Source organism: Streptomyces sp. NPDC002520 (assembly GCF_053595235.1).
Map to the genome: position 1 here is coordinate 24,508 of NZ_JBSFXG010000019.1, position 25,318 is coordinate 49,825.

A 25,318-nucleotide genomic window follows, 5' to 3' on the forward strand; every position below is an offset into this window, starting at 1 on the left:
CACCCGCGCCGTCGTACCCGTGATCCGTCAGGAACGCCTCGTTGATCTCGAAGAGGTCGATGTCGTCGAGGGTCAGTCCGGCCCGGCGCAGGACCTTCTCGGTCGCCGGGATCACGCCGGTGAGCATGAGCAGCGGGTCGGAGCCGGTGACGGTGAAGCCTTCCCGCGCCCTTTCGGGGCGCTATCCTGCCCGACCCCTGTGACCGCCGCGTCACCGGCGCCCGCTAGGCTGCCTTCGTCACATGATCACCCTTTCTCCCCTCAGCACTTGGACGTCGTACCTCCATGTCTTGGTTTGAATCCCTCGTCCTCGGACTCGTCCAGGGGCTGACGGAGTTCCTCCCCGTCTCCTCCAGCGCGCATCTGCGGCTGACCGCGGCCTTCTCGGGCTGGGAAGACCCCGGCGCGGCCTTCACCGCGATCACCCAGATCGGCACGGAGGCGGCGGTGCTGATCTACTTCCGCAAGGACATCGGGCGGATCATCTCGGCGTGGTTCCGGTCGCTGTTCGACAAGGCGATGCGCCAGGACCACGACGCGCAGATGGGCTGGCTGGTGATCGTCGGCTCGATCCCGATCGGCGTGCTCGGTGTGACGCTCAAGGACCAGATCGAGGGACCGTTCCGCGATCTGCGGATCACGGCCACCATGCTCATCGTCGTCGGCGTGGTGATCGGCATCGCCGACCGCATGGCGGCCCGCGACGAGACCGGCCGCCGGCACCGCGCGCCCAAGCAGCGCAAGACCCTCGAGAACCTGAGCGTGAAGGACGGCCTGATCTTCGGCCTCTGCCAGGCCTGCGCCCTCGTCCCGGGCGTCTCCCGCTCCGGCGCCACCATCAGCGGCGGCCTCTTCATGGGCTACCGGCGCGAGGCCGCGGCCCGCTACTCCTTCCTGCTGGCCATCCCGGCCGTGCTCGCGTCCGGCGTGTTCGAGGTCAAGGACTCGCTGGACGGCGGCGAAGTGGCGTGGGGCCCGACCCTGTTCGCCACGGTGATCGCCTTCGCGTCGGGATACGCGGTCATCGCCTGGTTCATGAAGTGGATCTCCAACAAGAGCTTCATGCCGTTCGTCTGGTACCGCGTGGCCCTCGGCATCATCATCATCGCCCTGGTCAGCGCGGGCGTGCTCAGCCCGCACGCGGCCGAGTCGGCGGGGTGATGACGGGTGTTGGTCGCTAGTTGCCGCTAATGAATCTTCTCGCTGGATTGCGGAAACTTGCGGTCGCATTCACCTTCAAACCTTGATCGTCTCCCAGTCGACTCCCACTCTCCCATCCGGACAGCCGAAGGCCCCCGCAATGCGGGGGCCTTCGGTTTGCCGTCACTGGTCGGGAAGACCAGAGCGGGGGCGCCACCTGGGGGGTGGGGACCAGTCCCCCGCTAGACCATCAGCCGGTGGGAGAACGCACACACGGTCCTTGACCTCACCGACCTGCTGCTCGTCGCCGACGCCCTCGACGTGCCCCTCGCCGACCTCGTCCGCTGACACAGCGAGGCCCCGCCCATCCGCCACGGGGGTGAGACAGACGAACGGGGGCCGGCCTGCGGGGCTATGCGCAGCCCCTGCTCTTCTCGGTGTCGGTGCAGGCGACCAGCACGCGGGTCACGAACTGCCCGCTTGTGGACCAGTAGCCGTACCACACGTCCCTGTTGGCCTGTTCCCGTAGCCGGGCCCGCGAGTACTCCAGTCGTACGGAGACGGGGAACGAGTCTGCGTCTACCGGGACGTGCTCGCTCAGTTCCTTTTCGAGCCAGGCGACGGCCTCGTCGATCTCGGATTCCGTGAAAGTGTGGGTCGGCAGCGCCGACTCTGGGATCGGGTTCCCCGAAGGTGTTCGCATACCCGGCCGTCGGTCCAGCCAGTGGGCGAGTTCGACGGGTGGGAAGGAAGGCGGCGCGAGGCCCTTGCTGACCTCGCTGCCGGTGTAGCCCTTACCGGTGTAAGCGAAGGCGTGCCAGTGCACAGGTGCGGCGGTCACGGGCGCAGACCTTAGCGCAGGCGCGGGGCCGGGGACGGGGATTCCGCCAGGGCGGCGCGGCGTAGCGTGCCGGCCGTCTCCTCCGTGTCCATGGCCATCAGGGCGCCGATGAGGATATGGCGGACGTCTTCGACAATCGCCTCGGGCTTGTCGAGGAGGTGGGCGGGCGTGATGCCGTCGCGGGCCTCAGGGTCGTCGAGGAGATGGCGGGTGAGGACGCCGGCGAGCTCCTCGGCAGCCCAGTGCAGGGTGCGCTGTTTGAGAGCGAAGGTCAGGTGCAGGCTGGGTTCGTCGCCGTTGCGGTTGTGCGGGGAGTGCACCCAGCCCCTCGGGAGCCAGAACACGTCCCCGGGCTTCAGGATGACCTCCTGGACGGGGGCAGTGTTGGCGAGGTACTCGCGCTCGTCGGGGGTGAAGCCCCGGCGGCGGAAGTTGGCGTACTCCTCGACGGGGTGTTCGACGAACGGTCGGTGCAGGGGCCAGAGCTTGGTGCCGTGGATCTGGATGACGAGGGTGACGTAGGGGTCGAAGTGATACCTGAGTCCGTGCTGCTTGGGTGGAGTCAGGTACGCATTGAAGTGGGTCTCGTATCCGGTCTCCCGGGCGACCTCGCGGCGCAGGATGGACAGCGAGGGCTTGATGGTCTGTAGGCGGCGGATCGACAGGGAGCAGCCTTCGTCGAGGTAGCGGCGCACGGCGCCGGGGTTGGGCATGTCGGGGGTGGCGCTGTACTCGCGGTCGTCCACGGTCTCGCCGTCGCGGATGAGGCGGACGTTGCGGTTTGGGAGGCAGTCGTGGTCGATGAGGGCGTCGACCTCGGCCATGGTGAGCAGGGAGTCGAAGGCGCTGGCCCCGTGGTGGTAGATGCGGGGTTCGGTGGGCCAGTCGCTGAGGAGGTCGGCGGTGTCGGGGACCAGGTCGGCCAGCGGCATGGTGGGCTCCTGTTCGGGAGGAGTGGCGGATGGCTGGTGCCCAGGGCTGTCGTGCGGCCCTGGGCACCATGGAGCGTGCTGGTGCTGGTTCAGAGGGTGTTGGCGATCTCCGGGATGCTCGCCAGCTGCTGGTAGAGGCCGCGCAGCTCGTCGAGGGTGCCGCGCAACTCGCGGCCGGTGTCCTCCGGCTTGTTGCCGTTGATGGAGTAGCCGCCACCGACCAACTCGGCGACGCCGAGGCAGCTCTCCATGTCGGTGTTGCTGCCGTCGGTGTTACACATGTAGCTGTGCGGGCCGACGAGGGGCTGGTTGTAGATGCCCTTCCGGCTGTTGGCGGGGTCCTCGGGGACGTTGCTGTCGTTCGTCATGGGCGGGTTCTCTCCTTGAATGCGCGATCCGTTCCGGGGCCCTACTGAGTCCCTGGGAGGCTGTACGCCTCCCTGCCTGTGCCGGAATCTGTGCGGCTTCGGCACCGGCAGGGAGTAGTGCACGTGCGTGGCCTGCCGCCGGGACGGGGTGGCCCGGCGGCAGGTTGCGGTCCGCCCGTCTCTTGCCGTCCGGGCGGGCCGCGCTCGGCGTCGACCCTCGCTGGGACGCCGAGAGTCTGGTCAGTTCCAGCGGACGCTGAACACGTCTGTGGGGTCTGTCTTGGGCCCGTAGTAGGTGCCGTGCTGTCCCGTGTGGCCCGGCTTGCGGGTGCAGAACGTGTTGGTCTTCGGGCGATCGTGTCCGCAGTAGCCGACCGCCCGGACGGCAGCAGCTTCCGCGGCTGGGTCCGCCGTGTACTTTCCTCGGCTCACCGCGCACCCCCCACCTGCGACAGGCGCCTGGTGTGGGTGAGTGTGGGCTGGCAGCGGTCCTCGTGGATGCGCACGGTGGCCCCGGGGCCGCTCGGTGAGATGTGGTCGATGGTCACGTACCGCTCGCCGGGGCAGATCGGTTCGTTGCAGCGTGCGCAGATCATCGGCGCGCCCTCCGTACCGCGCGCACCAGGCCGAGGCCGATGGGGCATTGGGTGTGGTCGTCGACGCACTGCTCGCAGGTCTGGGTGTGCTGCATCAGCGTGTCCATGGCCTGCTGCTGTGCGCACGGTTTGCAGGCGCGCGGGAACCACTGGACAGGTTCGCCGAGACGCCTGAAGGTGCGTGGGCCGAGATCCACGGCCGTGCCGGGGGTGACAGCGACGCCGTCCCACACGCACGTTATGCCGCGAGTCTGCGCCTGGGAGAGGCTGTTGTAAGCGGGGAGCGGCAGGGCAGCAAGCGGGTGCGCGGTGGTGGTCATCCGGTCTGCTCCTCTCCGAGGCGCGGCCCGAACGCGTCCTCGATCGCGGCCTTCAGGGCGTCCGGGTCGGTGCGCCATCCGTCGTCCCCAGGGCACATTCGCCAGTGCGGGCCCGGCCCCTCGGTGCGCCGCGGCGGCGGGATCGTCACCGTGGCGCCAGCGCCGAGCGCGCGGGTGTTCTCCACGTTCCAGACGGCGGAGGTTCCTGCGGGGGTGAAGAAGTAGACGACGCCTGCCGCAGTGATGGGGTCTTCGACGACGGCGCCGCAGCGGGTGCCGAGGAGGGCCATGGCGGCGAGGCCGACGCTGCGGGGGACGCGGATGGCGTCCCATTCGTTTCCGGCGTCGTGCAGGGTGGCTCCTGCGGCGGACGGTAGGCGTTGGGGCGGCATCAGGTCTCCTCGGCGCCCAGGGGACGGTTGGGGTGCACATAAGACTGGCCGCTAACGGGGCGTCAGCCGAGGACTTGCAGAGGACTCTTCACGACACCAAAGAGGACTTTCGATAGGTCTACAGGGTGACAGCTAGCCAACTGGAGGGCCTTGCAGGACACTTGCCCTAGTGTTCGTCCACGGAGGTGCGTAGTGTCCACGCCCGCAGGGAACGCCCGTCTCAAGGCGGCGCGGATCGCAGCTGGTTACCCGTCACAGCAGGATCTCGCCGACGCCCTCGGTGTCGGCGTCCGCCAGGTCCGCCGGTGGGAATCCAGCACGCCGCCGTGGCCACATCCGGACCAGGGCCAGGCTCTCACACGCCTCCTCGGCCAGGACCTCGATTCACTCGGCTTCACCCCACCCGGTGGCACCCCTGTCGACCGGTCCAGGCGCACCGTCCTCGCGGCCACGGCTGCCGCCGTTGGGCTCGCCGCCGTGCCCACCCAGGCAACCGCTGCTATGCAGCCCGTCACGGCGGCCGACGACTACGAGGCAGTCACCCGCTCGCACCGCCGCCTGTACTGGTCCGTCGCCCCCGCCACCTTGCATCCGGCGGCGCTCGCGCACGCCACCCTTGGCTGCGCCCTACTCCCGGAGACCGCCGGGCAGACCCGTGTCCGGGTTGCCGCAGCCCTCGCGGAGACCTGGTTGCTCGCCGGCAGGATCGAGTTCTTCGACATGCGGGAGCCCGAGCGGGCCGGGCACACGCTGCTGCGCGCGCTACAGGCCGCGGGCGAAGCGGACGATGCACTTCTCGGCAGCGGCATCCTGGCGCACACCGCGTTCATCCCCGCCTGGGTAGGTGATCGTGAAGCAGTCGTCGAACGGATGGTCGCCGCCCGCACCTACGCTCGCCGCGGCCCGGCGTCTGCTGAGCTGCTGGCGTGGCTGGATGCTGTGGAGGCGGAGTGCGAGACACGGTGCGGCAACACTCGCACGGCGCTGCACCTGATCGGGCACGCCGAGGACGTCCTCGCCCGCGGCAGCGAACACGAGTCGCCTGAGTGGCTGGACTGGTTCAGCGCGGTACGGCTCGCCGCGTTCAAGGGCAACACGCAGTTGAAGGCCGGGCACCTGCCGCAGGCCCGGACCACGCTCCTCGGCGTCCTTGACGCTCTCGACCCGTCCGAGGAGAAGCAGACCACGGTCATCCTCGGCGACCTCGCCGCCGTCGAGGCAGCAGCAGGCAACCCAGAGGCTGCCTGCGAGTACGCGGTCCGTGCCCTGGATCAGCTGGAGCGGACCTGGTACGCGATGGGCATGGACCGGGTGCGGGAGGTGCGGCGCGCGTTGGCGCCGCACCAGAACGAACGGTGCGTCCGCGATCTCGACGACCGCCTGTATGGGTGGTCGACGACAGTCAGTGCCCTTGCCCGTTGAAGTCGCGGATCAGCCCGGACAGTTCGAGGAGGCTCTCCACACGGAACGTGGGGAGCTTCTTCGCTTCCTCGCTGTTCCACTGGATCGTCGCCCACGGGCCCCGGCGCACGAGCGCGGTGTGCATACCCGCGTCGACGGCGGGGCGGATGTCGTTGTCGACGCGGTCGCCGACGTACAGCATCTCTTCCACCTCGGCCGGAACGACCTCGGCGACGCGGTCGAAGAACGCAAGATCGGGCTTGCTCGCGCCCCAGTCGTCGGACGTACCGATCAGGTCGACGTCCTCAGAGAACAGCCCGCGCAAGATCTTCCCTGCGCGGACCGTTTGGTTTCCGGCGATGCCCAGCCACAGGCCGTCCGCACGGAGAGCGGCGAGCGCATCCCGGACGTCGGGGTACAGGTCGGCCTCGCCGAAGTGCTCGGGCTTGCCAGCGGCAGCGCGCTTCTCCCGCTCCTCGTACAGGTCGAAGCCCGGCCGGAACTCCTGGAAGGTCTCGCGGTAGTCGCGGCCCTGGGCGATGACCGCGCCGAACATGGCATGGAAGGTGTGACGTGGCACGCCGAGCCAATCGGCCCAGGTGCCGTACTCGGTGGTCTCGTCTACGAGGCACTCGCCGACGTCGAAGATCACAGCGCGAATCATGGTGCCAGCGTATCGGCGTGCCCGTAGGCTTGGACCATGTCCCCCTCACCTGAGCCTTCGGGCCTTGTGCGGTCTGCTGCGGTCGTGAACGAGGACATCCGTCGGCTGGCCCGGGGCGCGTGGGGTCGCCCGTTCACCGACGCCGAGCGCGCCCTGTACGGGATGCTTCTCGCCGAGTGGGCCGCCGCCGACCGCACCTAGACCAGCGCGGCCTAGGCGTACTGGCGGCGCTCCCCCGACCCGACAAGGCCCGCGACAGCCGCCAGGACCGCGCCGAGGATGGTGCCGTCCAAATTGGGGTCTCCTACTGGGCGGAAGCGTCGGCCGCAGGCTTCGGCGCGGTCTGCCGGTTCGGGACCGCCCACGTCACGCCGTAGGCGCCGAGGACGGCGAGGGCGATGGTGATGCCCTCCACGGCGGTCACCTGGCCGTCCTGTACCGCCGTTGCAGCAGCTGCGGCACCGGCGGCCAGCCCGCCGACGACCGCCTTCCACACCTTCGAGATCTTCATTGGTGCGTCCTTCCGGTTCAGGCGACGACGTCGAAGCCATGCTTCGCGCCGAGCTTCTTCAGCGAGGTCATGCCGGGGATGCCGTCGGCGGCCGCGCCCGTGTAGCCGAGGTGCTGTTGCCAGCGCGCGTACGCGCTCTTCGTCAGCGTGCCGTACGAGCCGTCCACGTACGCGGCGGCGAGCAGCTTCTCCGCCGTCAACGCCCGCTCCACAACAAGAACTTCCGTCTTGTACGTGGTGTGGCCCTGCGGTGCCGCCGGATCCCGCTTCGCGGCCGCCACCACGTGCGCGAGCGACACCTGCGGCCGCGTCGGGACGGATGTGAACAGGTTCGGCATCGGGCCCGGGTCGACGTGGCTGTTGCCGGGTATCTGGTTGTGCCCGTAGTGCCCCCCGCGATGGAGCCAGGTGTCCAGGGAGACGGTGTCACGGGCGAACGCGGCCGGCGCGCCGCCGGGCCAGGTGTCGGCGATGCCGAGGCCGCGCAGCCACGTCATGATCTGGCCGAGGCCCTTGCAGGGCGTCTCCCGTACGGACGCGTACCGCTTGCCGTTCACGGTTTCGCCCGCGGTGAAGACGATCTCGATCTGTACGCAGTAGACGCCGGTCCGGTTCGTCTTCACCTCGCCGTCGTTCTGCAGCGACAGGGAGCGGGAGTCGGCGGGGAAGAACTGGGCGATCTGCCCGGTGAACGGATCCCACAGCAGGTGCGGCGCCGTGCCGGCGCCGCCGCCGGTGAACCAGCCGAGCTCGTTGGCAAACGTCCAGTCCTTGGCGTTGCTGGTGATGTGCCAGACAGCCCTCGCCGGGCCGCCGTTCATCGCCCCGGCGTTGCCCAGCGAATGCCGGGCCGCCCCGGACATCCACAGGTCGACCATGATCAGCCTTCTCTCTGTCAGCCGTGCGACGACGGTTGTGGCCTTCTCGCCCTCGCGGGCAGTGCCCTGATGATTCCCCCCGTACCGCCTTCCCAGCCAGTCAACCGCAGCCGCATCCCGCATCGGCCGACTCCCCCGTAACCGTTATGAGTTGGCCGCGGTACGGAACCCTGAACGAAGCCGGCCAAGCCGGGGCGGCGGTGGCCGATCCCCTGCGTTCTGGGTAGCCGCCCGGTAGCGCAGTGTCAGCTCTTGCCCCTAGTCTGTGCGCATGTCCCCCGATTCCATGCCCCTTGGTTCCGTGCGGTCCGCCGCCGAGGTCAACGAGCAGATCCGGGCGTTGTGGCTGCGCGCGGGCGGTTCCCTCTCGGCCCAGGAGCGCGCGGAGTACGAGCTGTTGGTGGTCGAATGGGCAGCCGCCATCCGCGGGGAGATCATCGAGGCGGCCTAGCTGTTCTGTCCACGACTACCCGGTCGGTCCGCCCCTATACGGAACTGCCGCCGCCCGACGAGGTGTCGGACGGCGGCAGGAGGTGGCGCCGGCTGGAAGGGGCGGGATCAGCGGAAGGCGGCGTGTCCCGTGAGCGCCTGGCCGAGGGCGAGCGTGTGCATCTCGGTCGTGCCCTCGTAGGTCAGGACCGACTCGAGGTTGTTCATGTGCCGGATCACGGGGAACTCCAGCGAGATGCCGTTGGCGCCGAGGATCGTGCGCGCGGTACGGCAGATATCGATGGCCTCGCGCACGTTGTTCAGCTTGCCGAAGCTGATCTGCGCCGGGTGGACGCCGGGGCCGTCCTTCAACTGGGCCAGGTGCAGCGCGGTCAGGGTGGCCTTGTGCAGTTCCAGGGCCATGTCGACCAACTTCTGCTGGGTCAGCTGGAAGGCGGCGATCGGCTTGCCGAACTGCTCGCGCTCGCCGGCGTACCGGGCGGCCGCCTGCCAGGCCGAGCGGGCCGCGCCGGTGACGCCCCAGACGATGCCGTAGCGGGCCTCGTTCAGGCAGGTCAGCGGGCCGGAGACGCCGCGCGCTTCGGGCATCAGCGCAGCTGCGGGCAGGCGTACGCCGTCCAGGACCAGCTCGCTCGTGACGCTGGCCCGCAGCGACATCTTGTGCTTGATCTCGGGCGCGGAGAAGCCGGGCGTGTCGGTGGGCACGACGAAGCCGCGGATGCCGTCGTCGGTGCGGGCCCACACCACGGCCACCTCGGCGACCGAGCCGTTGGTGATCCACATCTTGCGGCCGTCGAGGATCCAGTCGTCGCCGTCGCGGCGCGCGCGGGTGCGCATCGAGGACGGGTCGGAACCGTGGTCGGGCTCGGTCAGGCCGAAGCAGCCGATGGCCTCGCCCGCGGCCATGCGCGGCAGCCACTCGTTCTTCTGTTCCTCGCTGCCGAAGCGGTGGATCGCGAACATGGCGAGCGAGCCCTGCACGGACACGAAGGACCGCAGCCCCGAGTCGCAGGCCTCCAGCTCACGGCAGGCGATGCCGTACGCGCGTGCCGACATGCCGGCGCAGCCGTAGCCCTCCAGGTGCATGCCGAGCAGGCCCATCTTGCCGAAGTCGCGGGCGAGTTCGCGCAGGGCGGGCAGTTCGCCGCGCTCGAACCAGTCGCCGATGTGCGGCTGGACGCGCTCGTCGAGGTACTGACGGACGGTGTCGCGGACGGACCGCTCCTCGTCGGTGAACAGCTGCTCCAGGCCGAGCGGGTCGACGGGGTCGAGGGGGGACGGCTTGGCCATGGTCAGGCTCCTTGCGAGTCGTTGTCGCGGGTCGGGTCGGTGTTCTGGTTCGGGTCGGTGTTCTGTTTCGGGCCGGAGTTCTGGTTCGGGCCGTTGCGCAGTGCGGGCCGTTGTTCAGTTCGGGCCGTTGTTCAGTTCGGGCCGTTGTTCAGTTCGGGCCGTCGTTCAGTTCGGTTCGGTCCGGCGATCCGGGTGCGGTGTCAGCAGGCCGTCGATCTCGCCCTCGTCGTAGCCGAGTTCGGCGAGGACGTCGCGGCTGTGCTGTCCGAGCGTGGGCGGTGCCGTCCGCACCGGCGGGCGCTCACCGCCGAAGCTCACCGGGAAGGCGACCTGCTCCAGCGGTCCCGCCTCGGGGTGGTCGGCCTTCTGGACCATGCCGAGCGCGGCGGTCTGCTCGCAGGCGTACACCTCGTCGAGGGTGCGGATCGGGGTCACGGGAACGCCCACGTCCTTCAGCCGGGCGCACCAGTGGGCGACGGTGCCGTCGGCGAGCGCGGCCTCGAGTCGCGCGTTCAGGGCGGCGCGGTGCTTGACGCGGGCGCTGTTGGTGGCGAAGCGCGGGTCGTCCGCCCACTCGGCGTGGCCGAGCGCCGCACACAGCTTCCGGAACAGCGCGTCGTTGCCGACGGCGATCACGAAGTGGCCGTCCGACGCCGGGTAGGCCTGGTAGGGCACCAGGCTCGGGTGTCCGGAGCCGAGGCGGCCGGGGCGTTCACCGGTGGCGAAGTAGCCGGTGGCCCAGTTGATGTGCAGGGCGAGCTGCGACTCGTACAGGGAGGTCGTGACGTACTGACCGCGCCCGGTGCGCTCCCGCGCGACGAGCGCCGCGGTGACACCGGCGAGGCCGAACAGGGCGGCTCCCAGGTCCCCCATCGCATACCCGGCCTTCACCGGCGGCCCGTCCGGCTCGCCGGTCAGCGACATCAGCCCCGCCGACGCCTGGGCCACCATGTCGTATCCGGGCTCGTCGCGCAGCGGCCCGGTCTCGCCGAACGCGGAGATGTGCAGGACGACGAGGCGGGGGTAGCGCTCGCTGATCGCGCGGTGGTCGAAGGTGCGGGCGAGGGAGCTGCCGGGTCGGAAGTTCTCGACGAGGACGTCGGCGCGGGCCAGCATCCGGTGCACGGCCTCCTGTCCCTCGGGGGACTTCAGGTCGAGCGTCACGGAGCGCTTGTTGCGGTTGGCGGCCAGGTAGTACGTCGCGTCGGGCCCGTTGAACGGCGGGCCCCAGCCGCGCGTCGGGTCACCGCCCTCGGGGTGCTCGACCTTGATCACATCGGCACCCAGGTCGGCGAGGGACATCGTGACGTACGGGCCGGCGAGGATCTTGGACAGGTCCACGACGCGGATGCCGGCGAGCGGCGCGGCGGGGGCGGGCGGTGTCGTGCCGGCTCCCGGCGCGTGGGACGTCTGGGCGAGCGGTTCAGGCATCGGCGGCCTCCTTGGCGACGGACATCGGTACAGCGCCTCCTTCGGCCAGTTCGGCCAGTTCGGCCAGGTGGTCCAGGGCGAGTCGGGGCACGGCGTCCGGTTCGTCCAGGAGAAGCCGGTACGTGTGCGCCGCGAGCAGCTTGCGTCCGTCCCCGCGCCGAAGGGGGGACGCGCATCACTCTGCCCGGCGCGATTAGGAGGTGTCCAAGACCAATTGATCGCGTCGGCAAGACGTCATCCAGCACAATCGATCGGCGTGAGCCGGAGGCAGCGGCTCGGACCCCGGGACGACGGGGGCGGACCCGGGGTCGGTCCTACGACCAGCAGATCGGACCCGAGGTCGGTCAAGCCCTGGGGTCGGTCAATCGGGCTCAGGGGTCGGCAGGACGCGTTCGGCGACGCGCAGCACCGCCTGGAGTGCAGCCGAGTGGTTGCCCGTGCGCCAGCCCAGCGCGATCGGCAGGACCGGCACGTCGTCGCCCGCCAGGCGGCGGAAGACCACGTGCTCCAAGTGGATGCTGCGCGCCGACTCGACGACGACGGCCACACCGACGCCCGCCCCGACCAGGGCGAGCAGGTTGTACGAGTCGGGCGCCTCCTGGACGATGCGCGGCGCGAACCCCGCGTCGTGGCAGGCCTGCACCGTGGCCTCGCGCACCGCGGACCCGCGCGCGACCGGGAACGTCACGAAGGGCTCCCGCTCCAGCTCGGCGAAGGCGACCTCGGTGCGGTCCGCGAGCGGATGGCTGTCCGGTACCGCGAGCACCAGCCGTTCCCGGCGTACGAGGCGGGCGCTGACGCCCCGGCGTACGGGCAGGGCCACGAAACCGAGGTCCAGGGAGCCTTCGGCGATCCGGCCCAGGGCCTCGCCGGTGTAGGTCTGGCCGACCAGGGCCAGCTCGATGCCCGGGAGTTCGGAGGTGACCGCCCGGGTGAGCACCGGGAGCGCCGCGTAGCTGCTGGCGCCCGCGAAGCCGACGGTGACACGGCCGACCTCGCCCAGGTGGGCGGCCTGGACGGTGCGGCGCACGGCGGAGGCCTCGGCGAGGAGGTGCCGGGCGGGCTCCAGGAGGGCCCGGCCCGCGGGGGTGAGCCGCACGGACCGCGTGGTGCGGTCGAAGAGCCTGACCCCGAGGTCGCGCTCCAGCAGCCTGATCTGCTGGCTGAGCGGCGACTGGGCCATGTGCAGCCGCTCGGCGGCCCGGCCGAAGTGCAGTTCTTCGGCGACGGCGACGAAACCTGTGAGATGACGCAGTTCCACAGGTGGAGACAATGCCATCGGACGACCGCGGTTTCCGTGCCGGGGCATGCCGAGGAGTCCCCGATGCCGACGATCCACTCGTCGGCACACCGTTCGGCCGCCTCACCGGCGAGACCCGGTTGCAGGGACCCGTGCGGCGGCGGGGCGAGGTGCGGATCGCGCTCCGGGTCCCACTGGATGCGGGCCGGGGCCTGCCGCAACTCCCCCTGTGCGCGGTGCCCGGACGCCGAACTCCGGCCCGGGTCCGACTGATTGACCGTCCACGGGGGCAGGTTCGGACACCGGCGGCTCCCCGCACCGTCGAACATCGCCGCACCGCGCACTCACTCGTTTCGCCCACCCCCGAACCGCTGAATAGTCCGGTACGCCTCTTGGCACCCGCCGCCCCATGACCAACACTGTGCCGATGACGCAGCGTGTGGAGCTGGCGACGGTGATGGACCGGCTGGCCGTGGACGAGGTGGTCACCGCGTACGCGATGGCGGTGGACGACGGTGACTGGGCGGCGTATCGCGGGCTGTTCACGGCGCGGGGGCGGGCCGACTACCGTTCCGCCGGCGGTATCGAGGGCGACGCGGAGAGGGTCGCCGGGTGGCTCGCCGAGAGCCTGGAGCTGTTCGGGATGCGGCAGCATCTGATCGTCAACCGCCATGTGCGGTTCGGGATTCTGGACCACGACACCGGGGACACCGCGCGGATCCGCGCGGACTATCTCAACCCCATGCGGTTCGCCGGCGCGGACGACTCGGGCGCGCCGGACCTGGTGTGCGGAGGCCGGTACGACTTCGGGCTGTTGCGCACGCCGGAGGGCTGGCGGCTGACCGCGGTGGTGGCGCACGAGAAGTGGCGCCGGCTGCAGGGCCGTGGCCCGACGGCCGTGTCCGAAGCGACCCGTGGGAGAGACCTGCCGGACTGATCCGACCCCGCACCAGGCCCTCTGTCGGAGATCGCGTCCGGCGCGCACACTGGAGGAAGCCCCGGGTAGGGAGACTCCGTATGAGGATGATCGACCGCTGGCTGACTTCCCCCTGGCTACGCTCCTGTGCCGCCGCCCTCGCGGGTGCCCTGCCCGTCCTGGCGTTCCCGGCGCCCTCGCTCTGGTGGTTCGCGTACGTCGCCCTGGTCCCCTGGATCCTGCTGGCCCGCTCGGCGCCGACCGGGCGGCGGGCGGCGTACGACGGCTGGTGCGGCGGGTTCGGATTCATGGTGGCCGTGCACCACTGGCTGCTGCCGAGCCTGCACGTGTTCATCTTCCTGATAGCCGGGCTGCTGAGCCTGCTCTGGGCACCCTGGGGCTGGCTGGTCCGCCGGTTCCTCGGCGGGGTGCCGTCGCCAGGGCGGGGCGTGGCCGCCCTGCTGGTGCTGCCGTCGGCGTGGCTGGCGGTGGAACTGGTCCGCTCCTGGCAGGGCCTCGGCGGGCCGTGGGGCATGCTCGGCTCCAGCCAGTGGCAGGTGGGTCCGGCGCTGCGGCTGGCGTCGGTGGGCGGGGTGTGGCTGCTGAGCTTCCTGGTGGTGGCCGTCAATGTCGCGGTCGCCATGCTGGTGGCGGTGCGCGAGTTCCGGATCCCGGCCCTCGCCTCGCTCGTCGCCACGGGGGTGGCCGCCTCGGCGGCCTGGTGGTGGGCACCGCGCCCGGATGTCGACGGACGCGTCCGGATCGCGGTCGTACAGCCCGGCGTGATGGACGGTGGCGACCGGCGCTTCGATCGCGAGGAGCAGCTGACCCGGGGGCTGGTCGGGCAGGACGTCGACCTGATCGTCTGGGGCGAGAGCAGCGTCGGCTTCGACCTGGGCGACCGGCCCGACCTGGCGCGGCGGGTCGCGGCGCTGTCCCGGCAGACCGGTGCGGACGTCCTGGTCAACGTGGACGCGCGCCGCTCGGACCGGCCCGGCATCTACAAGAGTTCGGTCCTCATAGAGCCGGACGGACCCACCGGTGCCCGGTACGACAAGATGCGGCTGGTTCCCTTCGGAGAGTACGTCCCGGCCCGCTCCCTGCTCGGCTGGGCCACCTCCGTCGGCAAGGCGGCGGGCGAGGACCGGCGGCGCGGCACCGAGCAGGTCGTGATGGACGTGGGGCACGGGCTGCGCATCGGCCCGATGATCTGCTTCGAGACCGCGTTCCCCGACATGAGCCGGCATCTCGCCGAGGACGGTGCCGACGTCCTCCTCGGCCAGTCCGCGACCTCGACCTTCCAGCACAGCTGGGCCCCCGAGCAGCACGCCTCGCTGGCCGCGCTGCGGGCCGCCGAGACCGGCCGCCCGATGGTGCACTCCACCCTGACCGGCGTCTCCGCCGTCTACGGCCCGTCGGGTCAGCGCCTCGGCCCGTGGCTCGGCACCGGCGCGAGCACCGCCCGGGTGTACGACGTACCGCTCGCGCACGGCGTCACCCCCTACGTCCGCTACGGCGACTGGCCGGTGCACGGAGCGCTGCTGGTGCTGGCCGCGTGGTGCGGGACCGAGGGTGTGCGGGCGCTCAGGCTGCGGCGGAGCGGCCCACGACCGCTCGCACCACCCGCTCGCAGAGTTCGTGAGTCTCCAGCGCGTCCCGGGCACTGAGCACCTTGCCCGCGCGGACGGCGTCGAGGAAGGCGAGCACGGCCTGCTCGATGCCTCGCTGCCGGGCCACCGGCACCCAGTCCCCGCGCCTGCGCAGCGTCGGCTGGCCCTTGTGGTCGATCACCTCGGCGAGGTTGAGCACCTGGCGCTTGGTGTCCTGCCCGGAGACCTCCAGGATCTCCTCGGCCGAGCCGCTGAGCCGGTTCATCACGCCGAGCGCGGTGAAGCCGTCCCCGGCAAGCTGGAGCACGACGTGGTGGAGGAGGCCGTCCTCGCAACGGGCGCGCACGGTGATGTCGTCGACCGGGCCCGGCACGAGGAAGCGCAGGGTGTCGACGACGTGGATGAAATCGTCCAGGATCATCGAGCGCGGTTCTTCGGGCAGCCCGATCCGGTTCTTCTGCAGCAGGATCAGGTCCCGCGGGTGCTCCAGGCACTGCGCGTACGCGGGCGCGTAGCGGCGGTTGAAGCCGACGAAGAGCGAGACGTTCCGCCGCTCGGCGAGGACCACCAGCCGTTCGGAGTCGGCGAGTTCGTAGGCGAGGGGCTTGTCCACGTAGGTGGGCACGCCCGCTTCCAGGAGCCGGGTCACGATCTCCGGGTGGACGGTGGTGGGCGCGTGCACGAACGCCGCGTCGAGGCCGGCGTCCAGCAGCGAGTCCAGGGTGGTGTGCCGGCGCTCTTCGGGCACGTGCAGCGCGTCGGCGACGCGGGTGAGGGTGGCGGGGGTGCGGGTCTGAAGGTGGAGGTCGACTCCGGGCTGTGTGCCGAGCACCGGGAGGTAGGCCTTCTGCGCGATGTCGCCGAGTCCGATGCAGCCGACCTTCACGTGAACTCCCCTTACCGCTCGCCCGCCTGTGCCTCCTCGGAAGCATACGGCGGCCGCCAGTGGGCGATGTCGTCGAATCCGCGCAGGAACAGCGCCGGACCGGCCTTGGACAGTGCGGCGATCGCGGTGTCGCGGACGGCGCAGGACAGGCGGCCACGGGACATGTTGAGGCGGGCCACCCGGACGGCCCGGCGGGTGATCGCGGTCGTGCGCGGGAGCCGGGCGGCGGTGTAGGCGGCCAGGTCGTGGCTGTGGTGGGCGAGGACGACCGCGTCCTCGACGGCCTGGTTGCCGCCCTGGCCGAGGGTCGGGGGCATGGCGTGGGCGGCGTCGCCGAGGAGGGCGACGCGGCCGAGGTGATAGGCGGGCAGCGGCACGTCGATGTGGTGGACGTCGTGCCGGAGCACGTCCTCGGGGCGGGCGGCGGCGATGACGGCGGGGATCGGGGCGTGCCAGTCGCCGTACCGGCGCAGGAGTTCGGCCCTCTCGTCGTCGGGGGCACGCTCCCCGGCGGGGGTCATGGCGGCCGCGTAGGCGTAGACCCGGCCGTCCTTGAGCGGATGGGTGCCCCAGATGCGGCCCCGGCCCCACGTCTCGTGCGAGGCGAACGCGACGCCGGGCACCGGGATCAGGACCCGCCAGGTGGTGAACCCGGAGTACACCGTCCCCGGGTGGGCGGGGAACAGGACGCCGCGCACAAGGGAGTTGATGCCGTCGGCGCCGACCACGAGGTCGGCCTCCAGTTCCTCGTCGCCGGTGGTGACGCGGGCGGGCCGGTGGGTGTCGCCGGGGTCGGCGAGGCGCGCGTCGGCCGCGGTGCGGACGGCGCCGGCCGGGAGCAGCGAGGCGAGGCGGTCGACGAGGGTGCTGCGGGGCAGCAGGACGAGCGGGCCGCCGAACCGGGCCTCGGCGGCCTCGGCGCTGGAGCGGGAGAGCCAGCGCCCGCTCGGGGTGCGCAGGCCTCCGTCGCCCTGCCAGGCGGCCAGGTCGCGGATCTCGTCGCCGACGCCGAGCACGTCCAGGGCGCGCAGGGCGTTGGGGGCGAGCGAGATGGCGGCGCCGACCGGTTCCAGAGATCGGGCCCGCTCCAGCACCGTGACGTCCCAGCCGCGCCGGTGCAGGGCCGCCGCCGCGGCCAGGCCCCCGATCCCGCCGCCGACGACTGTGGCGCGCTCCTGCTGTGCCATGACTCCTCCTGCCTCACGTGCGGAACTACAGCTGTAGTGCAAGCGACCTTACTACAGCCGTAGTGACGCGGGTAGGGTCGCCTCATGCCCGAACGCACCCCGAGCACCCCGATCACCCCGAGCGCCTCCCGCGCCGACCTCGTCGCCGACGCCGCCCTCGCCCTGCTCGCCGAGCGCGGGATGCGCGGCCTGACACACCGGGCCGTCGACGAGGCGGCCGGGCTGCCGCAGGGCTCGACGTCGAACGTGGTGCGCACCCGGCAGGCGCTGCTGGAACTCGCGGTACGGCGGCACGCCGAACGGGAGGCACGGGTGCTCGCGCTGGAGGAGATGCCGGACCCTGCCGGCGGCCCCGACGCGCTGGCCGACGGCCTGGCGCTGGCCGTCCACCGCTCGCTGACCGACGGCCGCGACCTCCTGATCGCCCGCTACGAACTGGCCCTGGAAGCCACCCGCCGCCCCGAACTGCGCGCCTTCTACGACGCGACGGGCGCCGTCTTCAAGGAGCAGCTGGCGGCCCTGCTCACCGCCGTCGGCTCGCCCGCCCCGGACCGGCACGTGCTGTCGTTGGTCGCCTGGGCGGACGGGCTGATGTTCTCGTGCGCGGCCGGCTCGTTCAGCGCGCGGGTGCCGAGCCTGGAGGAGGTCCGCCAAGGCGTGCGGGAGCTGCTGACCGGCCTGCTCGGCTCCTGAAAACCCGCTGGCTGCACCTCCCCTGGTATTGCGAGGATGCGGCCATGACGACCGAACGCCACGAGCCCGCCCAGAACGCCGGGGAACGCGCCATGCTGGAGGGCTGGCTGGACTACCACCGGCAGACCCTCGCCCAGAAGTGCGAAGGGCTCACCGACGAGCAGCTGCGCACGGCCTCCGTGCCGCCGTCCGAGCTGTCCCTCATGGGCCTGGTCCGGCACATGGCCGAGGTGGAGCGGGGCTGGTTCCGCAAGGTGCTGGCGGACGACGACCCCGGCCCGCTCTACTTCAGCGACGCGGACCCGGACGGCGAGTTCCACCTCACCGAGGCCGACACCTGGGCGGAGGCCTACGCCACCTGGCAGGCGGAGATCGGGATCGCCCGGCGCCACGCGGCCGGCTTCGCCCTCGACGACTTCTCCAAAGGCAGCAGCCGGTTCACCGGCGAACCGTTCAACCTCCGCTGGATCTACACCCACATGATCGAGGAGTACGCCCGGCACAACGGCCACGCCGACCTGATCCGCGAGCGGCTCGACGGCAGCACCGGCGACTGAAGCGACTGAACGTCACCTTCGGCCCCCTGGGACCCTCCGTGCGGGGCACGAGATCACTCATGCGGGGCATCAGCGTGCCATATACGGTGCCAACGCAGGTGCCGAACCCGCAGAGTTGGCCGGGTGCATCGAACGACGACCACCGCAGCGCTTCTGGTCACCGTGGCTGTCTCGGCCCTCACCGGCTGTGTGACGGTACAGCGCCCGGCGACACCCGCTCCCCCGCCGGACACCGTGCCCTCGCAGCCGACGGCGCCCCGGCCGGACGGCAGTGCGGAGCCGCGGGTCGTGGAGGCGCCGGCGCAGGAGGCGCTGGAGATGGCCGGCCCGTCCCATCGCCCCCGGCACACCGAGCCGGACGCCCCGCACCGGGAGACGTCGGCCCCGCACCGGCCTCCGGCCCCGACCACGACGCCCCGCTCCCCGCACTCGGAGCACCAGGGTCGCTCCGGTCACCCGGACCAGGCGGGCGAACAGCACGTGGACATCCCGGGAGTCACCCGGCCCGCCCCGAAGGAGCCGGACGTGTGCGCCCTGGGCAGGCAGTTCGGAGGCTGGAGCAAGGACAGCCCGGAGGCGGTGATCTGCGAGCGGCAGTACGGCCGTTGACCGGGCGGCATCGCTGACCGAAGGGCGCCCGACGGGACCCGGACGACATCCGTCGCCCGAGCGGCACCCGTGGACCGGGCGGCACTCGATGTCCGGGCGGCACTCGATGTCCGGACGACACCCGGTGCCCCGGGGGCCGGGCGCGGGGCCGTCACGGGGTGGGCCGCTGTCTCGGTGGACCCCACCCTTCGCCGTCCGGCGTCCCGTCCTCCCGCAGGCGCAGCTCCATCCGGTTGATGGCCGCCCGGACCCCGGCGCCGTAACCGTCGTCGGCGAGCACGCCGCACGCGCGGCGGGCGAGGGTCAGATGGCTGCGGGCGGCGTCGGAGCGGCCCAGTTTCAGATAGTCGGCGGCAAGATTGAGGTAGAGGGAGGGGTAGAAGCCACGGACCGTCGAGGGGTCGGCGCCGGGCCGGCCGTCGGTCAGCTCCTCCGCCGCCGACAACGCCCGTAGGTCCCAGGCCAGTTCGTCCGCCGGGTCGTCCTGGGTGTCGGCCAGATAGTGCGCCAGCGTGCACCGGTGCAAGGGGTCCCCCGCCTCGCCCATCTCCGTCCACAGGTCCAGGAAGCGGCGCCTGGCCTCCTCGCGGTCGCCGCCGTGATGCAACATCACGACCTGCCCGATCCGCGTCAGCACGGCATCCGGGGCCGCCTGATCCTGTCGCTCCGCCACCGCGTCCTCCGGACCGTCGTCGGCCGTCGCCGGCCGTCTCCTCGGCCGTGTGGCCGACCATGTGGCCGGCCGTGTGGTTGGCCGTCTCCTCGGCCGTGTCACCGGCCGTCTGCATCGACGCTAGCCGCAGGCACCGGCAAACCCGGGCAGGCGGCCCCGTACGGCTCGACCGCCGTGCCCGGTCGGCGGGGCGCGGACCGGGTCCGTGCCCGCGCCGCTGACGCCCGGTCAGCCCAGGTTCGGGATGCGCCAGTCGATCGCCTGGTGGCCCTGCCGCTCGACGGCCTCGTCGATCTGCGTGAACGGGCGGGAGCCGAAGAACTTCTTCGCCGACAGCGGCGAGGGGTGCGCGCCCTTGACGACGGTGTGCCGGCTCTCGTCGATCAGCGGGAGCTTCTTCTGCGCGTAGTTGCCCCACAGCACGAAGACCGCCGGGTCGGGCCGGGAGACCACCGCGCGGATCACCGCGTCCGTGAACTTCTCCCAGCCCTTGCCCTTGTGCGAGTTGGCCTCGCCGGCCCGGACGGTGAGCACCGCGTTGAGCAGCAGCACGCCCTGCTGGGCCCACGGCATCAGATAGCCGTTGTCGGGGACCGGCAGGCCCAGCTCCTCCTGCATCTCCTTGTAGATGTTCCGCAGGGAGGGCGGGGTCTTCACACCCGGGCGGACGGAGAAGCACAGGCCGTGGCCCTGGCCCTCGCCGTGGTACGGGTCCTGGCCGAGGATCAGGACCTTGACCTGCTCGTACGGCGTCGCCTCCAGCGCGGCGAAGACCTGCTCGCGCGGCGGGTAGACGGGACCCTTCGCCCGCTCCTCCTCGACGAACTCCATCAGCTCCTTGAAGTAGGGCTGCTGCAGCTCGTCACCCAGAACCCCGCGCCAGGACTCGGGCAGCATGGCGATGTCGGTCACGTCAACGTCCTCACGATGTCGATCAACTACGGCGTGGATCACTTCCAGGTCTCAGAACCTACAGGCGACCACTGACAACCGGTGCCGCGAGGCCGCTCACCAGCTGGTCTTGCGGTGCAGCGTCCACATCATCATGATCGTCGAGGGGTCGAGGGCCTGCTCGCCGCCGGAGATGTCGTCGCTGGCCGCCACGTACTGCCGGCCCTGCCACAGCGGGATCAGCCGGGCGTCGTCCACCAGGATCTGCTGGGCCTCCTCCAGGTCCTTCACCACCTTGCCGCGGTCGCTCTCCGCACGCGAACGGGGCAGCAGCACCGAGGTGATCTGCTTGGCGGGGTACGGCGTGCCGAGGGCGTTGCGGTCACCGACGAACGGCGCGATGAAGTTGTCGGCGTCCGGGAAGTCGGGGAACCAGCCGCGGCCGAACACCGGGTACTCGCCCTTCTGGTAGCCGATCACGTAGGTCTTCCAGGGACGGCTCTTGAGGGTGATCGTGAACAGTCCCGAGTCCTCCAGCTGCCGCTTCAGCTCCTGGAACATGCGGGCCGTCTCGGAGCCGTAGCGGTCCGTGGTGTACCAGAGGGTGAGCGGGACGCGCTGGTGGATGCCCGCGTCCTCGAGGACCTTGCGGGCCTTGGGGACGCTCGGGTCGCCGAAGTGGTCGAAGAACGGCGTGGCGTGGCCGGTCAGGCCCTTGGGGACCATCGAGTACAGGGGGTCCACCGTGTCCTTGTAGACCTTGTGCGCGATCGCGCCGCGGTCGACGATCTGGGCGAGGGCCTCGCGCACGGCGGGCTGCTTGGCCCAGGGGTCCTTCGGGTTGAACACCAGGTAGCTGATGTCCGTGCCGGCGCCGTCGACCAGTTGCAGGTCCGTGTCGCCCTTCCGCTGGAGGGCGAGGATGTCGTCGGCGGCCAGGCCTCGGTAGGTGACGTCGATCCGCTTCTCGCGCAGCGCCTTGACCATGGCGGCGGAGTCCTGGAAGTAGCGGATCGTCACGGCGTCGTTCTGCCGGTCGGCGAAGCCCTGGTAGTGGTCGTTGCGGACCAGGACGGCCTTCTGGCCCTCCTCGTACGACTTCAGCCGGTAGGGGCCGGAGCCGTCCACCGCGGCGTCCTTGCGCAGGGAGTCGGCGGGGTAGTACTTGGGATCGACGATCGACATGGCCGGGGTGGCCAGCACGAAGGGGAAGGTCGCGTCCGACTTGTTGAGGTGGAAGACGACCTCGCGGTCGCCGCTCGCCTCCACCCGGTCCAGGCTGCCGAGCAGCCCGGCGGGGCCGCTGGGGGCGTTGATGGTGCGGATGCGGTCGATGGAGTGCTGGACGGCCTTCGCGTCCAGCGGGTCGCCGTTGGCGAACGTCATCCCGTCACGCAGGCGGCAGCTGTAGGTGCGGCTGCCGGAGTCGGTGAAACGGCAGCTCTCGGCGGCGTCGGGCTGGGGGGTGGTGGCGCCGTTCGGGTAGGCGACCAGCGTCTGGTAGATGTTGCGGAACAGCTCCCAGGAACCGTCCCAGGCGGCGGCCGGGTCCAGCGTGCTCGGGGCGCTGGTCGTCCCCACGACGATGGGCCCCTTGCTGTTCGGGTCGCCGCCCGAGAGCAGACTGCAGCCGGCCACCACGGATATGGACGCGACCGCCGCGATGCTCCGCAGGAATCGGTTCCGGTTGAACACGCGCACGCTCCTCGATCTGCCACACCAAGGCAAGGGTCGGCAGACGATACCGCAGCGTTCTGGCTCCTGAACCTCCCCTGGAACAAGCGTTCTTGATCGATGGGGCGATGACTACGTTGTCATCCCTCAGTGAGTACCCCGAAACGCGTTTCGGGCGCCGTTCCGCTGGGAAACGGCGCCCGAACGAGACGACCGGTCAGGACGACCGGAGGCGAGGGGTCACTCCACGCCGGCGTTGAGGAACTTGCCGCCGTCCACGACGAGCGTCTGGCCGGTGACCCAGTCGGACTGCGCGGAGGTGAGGAACGCCGCGGCCCCGCCGATGTCGGAGGGCACGCCGAGCCGGCCGAGCGGATAGCCCGCCACCACCTCCGCCTCGCGGCCCTCGTACAGGGCCTCGGCGAACTTGGTCTTCACGACGGCCGGGGCGATCGCGTTGACCCGCACCCTGGGCGCGAACTCGTGCGCCAGCTGCTGGGTCAGGTTGATCATCGCGGCCTTGCTGATGCCGTAGGCGCCGATGAACGGCGAGGGCGCGACGCCCGCGATCGAGGCGATGTTGACGATCGCGCCGCCGTTGTCCTTCTGCCAGGCGTGCCAGGTCTTCTGGGCGAGGCCGAGCGCCGAGACCACGTTGGTCTCGAACACCTTGCGGGCCACGTTCAGGTCGAGGTCTGCGATCGGGCCGAAGACCGGGTTGGTGCCCGCGTTGTTGATCAGGAAGTCGACGCGGCCGAAGGCCTCCATGGCGTGCTCGACGACCTCGGTCTGGTGGTCGAGGTCATGGGCCTTGCCGGCGACGGCGACGACGCGCTCGGCGCCGAGCCGCTCGACGGCCTCCTTGAGCGCCTCCTCGTTGCGGCCGGTGATGACCACGCGGTCACCTCGGGCGACCAGCGCCTCGGCGATGCCGTAGCCGATGCCGCGGCTCGCGCCGGTGACGAGCGCGACCTTGCCGGAAAGCTCCGGGAGTTCAGTCATGTCCGTGTTCCCCAATGTCCCGGAGTCCGTCAGCTCAGCGGTCCGCCGGCGACGTACAGCACCTGGCCGGAGACGAATCCGGCCGCCTCACCCGTGAAGAAGGCGATGGCGTTGGCGATGTCCTCGGGCTCACCGACGCGCTGCACCGGGATCGCGCCCGCGGCGGCCTTCTTGAAGTCCTCGAAGCCCATGCCGACGCGGTCGGCGGTGGCCTTGGTCATCTCGGTGGCGATGAAGCCCGGGGCGACCGCGTTGGCGGTGATGCCGAACTTGCCCAGCTCGATGGCGAGGGTCTTGGTGAAGCCCTGCAGACCGGCCTTGGCGGCGGAGTAGTTGGCCTGGCCGCGGTTGCCGAGCGCCGAGGACGAGGAGAGGTTGACGACCCGGCCGAAGCCCGCGTCGACCATGTGCTTCTGGACGGCCTTGGTCATCAGGAACGAGCCCCGCAGGTGCACGTTCAGGACGGTGTCCCAGTCGGAGGCACTCATCTTGAACAGCAGGTTGTCGCGGAGCACACCGGCGTTGTTGACCAGGATGGTCGGGGCGCCCAGCTCCTCGACGACCCGGGCGACGGCCGCCTCGACCTGCGCCTCGTCGGAGACGTCCGCGCCGACCGCGATGCCCTTGCCACCGGCCGCGGTGATCTTCTCGACGGTGTCCTTGCAGGCCGCCTCGTCCAGGTCGATCACGGCGACGGCACGCCCCTCGGCGGCCAGGCGTACGGCGGTGGCGGCGCCGATGCCGCGCGCCGCGCCGGTGACGATCGCGACCCGCTGTTCGGTGGTGGACATGCTGCTTCTCCTCGCCCTTGAGAAAACCCTTGTGGCCCCGGAGGACCCTGGTGCGGTGAGCGACCGCTTAGTACCTCGGTACCCGTGACGCTAGAAGCCTTGGCACTCGGTGTCAACGGGACACCGGCGTGGTGTGATCCATTACCTCACCAGGAGGTCGACAAGACGCTCCGTCTCGGCCGCCGGGTCGGTGGTCAGTCCGGTGTGCACGGGGCCGGGCTGGACGATCGTCGAGCGGGGCGCGATCACCCAGCGGTAGCGGCGTCCGGGGTCGTCGTCGGCCGCCTGTCCGGCCTCCTCCCCGCCCGCGCAGTGCCGCTCGATCGCACCCAGCGCGGCCCGCACCCCGGCCACGTCGGCCTCCGGGTCGAGGGCGAGCAGCCGGGCCTCGTCGAGGTGGGTGCGGGCGCCGACGTAGGCCTGGGCGCGGCAGTAGACGACCACGCCCGCGTTGATGCACTCGCCGCGCTCGACGCGGGGCACGACACGCAGCAGGGCGTACTCGAACACGTCGCGGTCGCCGCCCTGGCCCGCCCGGGTGATGTGGCGCTCGGTGACGTGACCGGCCATGTGGATGTGGGTCTCGCTCACTTGCCCTCCTCCAGGCCGGTGATGCGCTCGGCGATGACGGCCGCGCGGGCGAGCAGGGGCCGCGCGTAGGCCCTGCGCAGGTCGTCCGGGGTGTCGAAGCCGGGCTCGCCGTCCAGCCAGACGTCCGGGATCTCGGCGGTGACCTCGGCGAGGAGGTCCTCGGTGATCCGGGGGGCCAGTTCGGCCGCGGCGGCCTTGACGTCCGGGGCGTAGCGGGCGAGGGCGTGGTCGGAGGCGTCGTAGGCACGGCCCGCCGAGGCCTCGGCGGAAGGCCAGTTGTGATGCCAGATCATCGTGGCGCCGTGGTCGATCAGCCACAGCTCGCCGCGGTGCACGAGGAGGTTGGGGTTGCGCCAGGAGCGGTCGACGTTGTTGATCAGCGCGTCGAACCAGACGATCCGCCCGGCATCCTCGGGATCGGCCGGGAAGGCGAGCGGGTCGTAGCCGAGGGCGCCGGAGAGGAAGTCCATGCCGAGGTTGGTGCCGCCGCTGGACCGCAGCAGCTCCTGCACCTGCTCCTCGGGCTCGCCGAGCCCCAGGACGGAGTCCAGCCGAACGGTGACCAGGCGGGGCATCCGGAATCCGAGCCGGCGGGCGAGTTCGCCGCAGACGACCTCGGCGACCAGTGTCTTGCGGCCCTGCCCGGCGCCGGTGAACTTCATGACGTAGGTCCCGAAGTCGTCGGCCTCGACGAGCCCCGGCATCGAGCCGCCCTCACGCAGTGGCGTGATGTAGCGGGTCGCTGTCACTTCTGTAAGCATTCGCCCAGGCTATCCACACCGGC

At 71.0% G+C, this 25,318-nt stretch carries 31 protein-coding genes and 2 pseudogenes; 9 read left to right on the plus strand and 24 right to left on the minus strand.

Annotation, left to right across the window (positions count from 1 at the left end):
- Window positions 1–31 precede the first annotated feature (31 nt).
- Window positions 32–157: pseudogene (locus ACWD5D_RS25200) on the minus strand (steroid 3-ketoacyl-CoA thiolase); the annotation flags it as partial.
- A gap of 128 nt (window positions 158–285) precedes the next feature.
- Here ACWD5D_RS25200 and ACWD5D_RS25205 point away from each other — a divergent pair.
- Together ACWD5D_RS25205 and ACWD5D_RS25210 are read left to right on the plus strand one after the other, a co-directional pair.
- Window positions 286–1,161: an undecaprenyl-diphosphate phosphatase gene (locus tag ACWD5D_RS25205; RefSeq protein WP_451375004.1), complete on the plus strand. Its 876-nt coding sequence runs from the start codon at window positions 286–288 to the stop codon at window positions 1,159–1,161.
- Window positions 1,162–1,389: 228 nt separating this feature from the next.
- The gene (locus ACWD5D_RS25210) at window positions 1,390–1,488 is read left to right on the plus strand and encodes a hypothetical protein (protein ID WP_451375083.1); all 99 of its coding nucleotides are present in this window, start codon (window positions 1,390–1,392) and stop codon (window positions 1,486–1,488) included.
- A 64-nt stretch (window positions 1,489–1,552) separates the two neighbouring features.
- Here ACWD5D_RS25210 and ACWD5D_RS25215 read toward each other — a convergent pair whose 3' ends face one another.
- The 7 genes from ACWD5D_RS25215 to ACWD5D_RS25245 form a co-directional block, all read right to left on the minus strand.
- Complete coding sequence (locus ACWD5D_RS25215) at window positions 1,553–1,981, minus strand: hypothetical protein (protein WP_451375005.1); 429 nt, start codon at window positions 1,979–1,981, stop codon at window positions 1,553–1,555.
- Between the two features lie 11 nt (window positions 1,982–1,992).
- Entirely contained in the window at window positions 1,993–2,913 is a 921-nt protein-coding gene (locus ACWD5D_RS25220; RefSeq protein WP_451375006.1) for a JmjC domain-containing protein, read from the minus strand.
- Window positions 2,914–3,002: 89 nt separating this feature from the next.
- On the minus strand, window positions 3,003–3,281 hold the full coding sequence (locus ACWD5D_RS25225) for a hypothetical protein (protein ID WP_451375007.1): 279 nt from the start codon (window positions 3,279–3,281) through the stop codon (window positions 3,003–3,005).
- Window positions 3,282–3,521: 240 nt separating this feature from the next.
- Window positions 3,522–3,713, minus strand: coding sequence for a hypothetical protein (locus tag ACWD5D_RS25230; RefSeq protein ID WP_451375008.1), 192 nt, complete (start codon window positions 3,711–3,713; stop codon window positions 3,522–3,524).
- On the minus strand, window positions 3,710–3,877 hold the full coding sequence (locus tag ACWD5D_RS25235) for a hypothetical protein (protein WP_451375009.1): 168 nt from the start codon (window positions 3,875–3,877) through the stop codon (window positions 3,710–3,712). The genes ACWD5D_RS25230 and ACWD5D_RS25235 overlap by 4 nt, the downstream gene beginning before the upstream one ends.
- Window positions 3,874–4,197, minus strand: coding sequence for a hypothetical protein (locus ACWD5D_RS25240; RefSeq protein ID WP_451375010.1), 324 nt, complete (start codon window positions 4,195–4,197; stop codon window positions 3,874–3,876). Before ACWD5D_RS25240 ends, ACWD5D_RS25235 begins: the two co-directional genes overlap by 4 nt.
- The gene (locus ACWD5D_RS25245; RefSeq protein ID WP_451375011.1) at window positions 4,194–4,589 is read right to left on the minus strand and encodes a hypothetical protein; all 396 of its coding nucleotides are present in this window, start codon (window positions 4,587–4,589) and stop codon (window positions 4,194–4,196) included. The genes ACWD5D_RS25240 and ACWD5D_RS25245 overlap by 4 nt, the downstream gene beginning before the upstream one ends.
- A 192-nt stretch (window positions 4,590–4,781) precedes the next feature.
- Here ACWD5D_RS25245 and ACWD5D_RS25250 point away from each other — a divergent pair, with 192 nt between their 5' ends.
- Window positions 4,782–6,011, plus strand: a complete 1,230-nt coding sequence (locus ACWD5D_RS25250) for a helix-turn-helix transcriptional regulator (protein WP_451375012.1) — start codon at window positions 4,782–4,784, stop codon at window positions 6,009–6,011.
- On the opposite strand, the gene ACWD5D_RS25255 is transcribed toward ACWD5D_RS25250, so the two are convergent.
- The 3 genes from ACWD5D_RS25255 to ACWD5D_RS25265 form a co-directional block, all read right to left on the minus strand.
- Window positions 5,992–6,654 (minus strand): HAD family hydrolase, encoded by a 663-nt coding sequence (locus ACWD5D_RS25255; protein WP_451375013.1) that lies wholly within the window; start codon window positions 6,652–6,654, stop codon window positions 5,992–5,994. The genes ACWD5D_RS25250 and ACWD5D_RS25255 overlap by 20 nt on opposite strands.
- 304 nt (window positions 6,655–6,958) lie before the next feature.
- Window positions 6,959–7,165, minus strand: a complete 207-nt coding sequence (locus tag ACWD5D_RS25260; protein ID WP_451375014.1) for a hypothetical protein — start codon at window positions 7,163–7,165, stop codon at window positions 6,959–6,961.
- Between the two features lie 17 nt (window positions 7,166–7,182).
- Entirely contained in the window at window positions 7,183–8,043 is an 861-nt protein-coding gene (locus ACWD5D_RS25265) for an endolysin (protein WP_451375015.1), read from the minus strand.
- Between the two features lie 271 nt (window positions 8,044–8,314).
- Between ACWD5D_RS25265 and ACWD5D_RS25270 the strand changes: the two genes are divergently transcribed.
- On the plus strand, window positions 8,315–8,494 hold the full coding sequence (locus tag ACWD5D_RS25270) for a hypothetical protein (protein ID WP_451375016.1): 180 nt from the start codon (window positions 8,315–8,317) through the stop codon (window positions 8,492–8,494).
- Between the two features lie 107 nt (window positions 8,495–8,601).
- Here ACWD5D_RS25270 and ACWD5D_RS25275 read toward each other — a convergent pair whose 3' ends face one another.
- From ACWD5D_RS25275 to ACWD5D_RS25290, 4 genes and pseudogenes are all read right to left on the minus strand, one after another.
- Window positions 8,602–9,783 carry an acyl-CoA dehydrogenase family protein gene (locus ACWD5D_RS25275; protein WP_451375017.1) on the minus strand — a complete coding sequence of 394 codons (1,182 nt, stop codon included), beginning with the start codon at window positions 9,781–9,783 and terminating at the stop codon, window positions 8,602–8,604.
- A gap of 165 nt (window positions 9,784–9,948) precedes the next feature.
- Complete coding sequence (locus ACWD5D_RS25280) at window positions 9,949–11,214, minus strand: CaiB/BaiF CoA transferase family protein (RefSeq protein ID WP_451375018.1); 1,266 nt, start codon at window positions 11,212–11,214, stop codon at window positions 9,949–9,951.
- A gap of 361 nt (window positions 11,215–11,575) precedes the next feature.
- Complete coding sequence (locus ACWD5D_RS25285) at window positions 11,576–12,475, minus strand: LysR substrate-binding domain-containing protein (RefSeq protein WP_451375019.1); 900 nt, start codon at window positions 12,473–12,475, stop codon at window positions 11,576–11,578.
- Window positions 12,476–12,537: 62 nt separating this feature from the next.
- Window positions 12,538–12,783: pseudogene (locus tag ACWD5D_RS25290) on the minus strand (DUF4291 family protein); the annotation flags it as partial.
- A gap of 98 nt (window positions 12,784–12,881) precedes the next feature.
- On the opposite strand from ACWD5D_RS25290, the gene ACWD5D_RS25295 reads away from it, so the two are divergent.
- Both ACWD5D_RS25295 and lnt read left to right on the plus strand, forming a co-directional pair.
- A complete protein-coding gene (locus ACWD5D_RS25295) occupies window positions 12,882–13,391 on the plus strand; it encodes a nuclear transport factor 2 family protein (RefSeq protein WP_451375020.1) in 510 nt (169 codons plus the stop codon).
- A gap of 80 nt (window positions 13,392–13,471) precedes the next feature.
- The gene (lnt, locus tag ACWD5D_RS25300; protein ID WP_451375021.1) at window positions 13,472–15,037 is read left to right on the plus strand and encodes an apolipoprotein N-acyltransferase; all 1,566 of its coding nucleotides are present in this window, start codon (window positions 13,472–13,474) and stop codon (window positions 15,035–15,037) included.
- Here the strand turns inward: lnt and ACWD5D_RS25305 are convergent.
- A complete protein-coding gene (locus ACWD5D_RS25305) occupies window positions 14,955–15,866 on the minus strand; it encodes a Gfo/Idh/MocA family protein (RefSeq protein WP_451375022.1) in 912 nt (303 codons plus the stop codon). The two genes, lnt and ACWD5D_RS25305, sit on opposite strands and share 83 nt — an antisense overlap.
- A gap of 11 nt (window positions 15,867–15,877) precedes the next feature.
- The gene (locus ACWD5D_RS25310) at window positions 15,878–17,053 is read right to left on the minus strand and encodes an FAD-dependent monooxygenase (RefSeq protein WP_451375023.1); all 1,176 of its coding nucleotides are present in this window, start codon (window positions 17,051–17,053) and stop codon (window positions 15,878–15,880) included.
- Window positions 17,054–17,137: 84 nt separating this feature from the next.
- Between ACWD5D_RS25310 and ACWD5D_RS25315 the strand changes: the two genes are divergently transcribed.
- The 3 genes from ACWD5D_RS25315 (at window position 17,138) to ACWD5D_RS25325 (ending at window position 18,912) form a co-directional block, all read left to right on the plus strand.
- Window positions 17,138–17,746, plus strand: coding sequence for a TetR/AcrR family transcriptional regulator (locus tag ACWD5D_RS25315; RefSeq protein ID WP_451375024.1), 609 nt, complete (start codon window positions 17,138–17,140; stop codon window positions 17,744–17,746).
- 44 nt (window positions 17,747–17,790) lie between these two features.
- A complete protein-coding gene (locus ACWD5D_RS25320) occupies window positions 17,791–18,303 on the plus strand; it encodes a DinB family protein (RefSeq protein ID WP_451375025.1) in 513 nt (170 codons plus the stop codon).
- Between the two features lie 123 nt (window positions 18,304–18,426).
- Window positions 18,427–18,912, plus strand: coding sequence for a hypothetical protein (locus ACWD5D_RS25325; protein WP_451375026.1), 486 nt, complete (start codon window positions 18,427–18,429; stop codon window positions 18,910–18,912).
- Between the two features lie 151 nt (window positions 18,913–19,063).
- Here the strand turns inward: ACWD5D_RS25325 and ACWD5D_RS25330 are convergent, their stop codons facing one another.
- The 7 genes from ACWD5D_RS25330 to ACWD5D_RS25360 all read right to left on the minus strand — a co-directional run bounded on the left by ACWD5D_RS25330 (window position 19,064) and on the right by ACWD5D_RS25360 (window position 25,295).
- Window positions 19,064–19,585 (minus strand): hypothetical protein, encoded by a 522-nt coding sequence (locus tag ACWD5D_RS25330; RefSeq protein ID WP_451375027.1) that lies wholly within the window; start codon window positions 19,583–19,585, stop codon window positions 19,064–19,066.
- 228 nt (window positions 19,586–19,813) lie between these two features.
- Window positions 19,814–20,497 (minus strand): uracil-DNA glycosylase, encoded by a 684-nt coding sequence (gene ung, locus ACWD5D_RS25335; protein WP_451375028.1) that lies wholly within the window; start codon window positions 20,495–20,497, stop codon window positions 19,814–19,816.
- A 96-nt stretch (window positions 20,498–20,593) separates the two neighbouring features.
- Complete coding sequence (locus ACWD5D_RS25340; RefSeq protein WP_451375029.1) at window positions 20,594–22,171, minus strand: ABC transporter substrate-binding protein; 1,578 nt, start codon at window positions 22,169–22,171, stop codon at window positions 20,594–20,596.
- 219 nt (window positions 22,172–22,390) lie between these two features.
- Window positions 22,391–23,152 carry an SDR family oxidoreductase gene (locus ACWD5D_RS25345; RefSeq protein WP_451375030.1) on the minus strand — a complete coding sequence of 254 codons (762 nt, stop codon included), beginning with the start codon at window positions 23,150–23,152 and terminating at the stop codon, window positions 22,391–22,393.
- A 29-nt stretch (window positions 23,153–23,181) separates the two neighbouring features.
- Window positions 23,182–23,943: a 3-oxoacyl-ACP reductase FabG gene (gene fabG, locus ACWD5D_RS25350; protein WP_451375031.1), complete on the minus strand. Its 762-nt coding sequence runs from the start codon at window positions 23,941–23,943 to the stop codon at window positions 23,182–23,184.
- 141 nt (window positions 23,944–24,084) lie between these two features.
- A complete protein-coding gene (locus ACWD5D_RS25355) occupies window positions 24,085–24,534 on the minus strand; it encodes a DUF3037 domain-containing protein (protein WP_451375032.1) in 450 nt (149 codons plus the stop codon).
- Window positions 24,531–25,295, minus strand: coding sequence for a HipA family kinase (locus tag ACWD5D_RS25360; RefSeq protein WP_451375033.1), 765 nt, complete (start codon window positions 25,293–25,295; stop codon window positions 24,531–24,533). Before ACWD5D_RS25360 ends, ACWD5D_RS25355 begins: the two co-directional genes overlap by 4 nt.
- Between the last annotated feature and the right edge of the window lie 23 nt (window positions 25,296–25,318).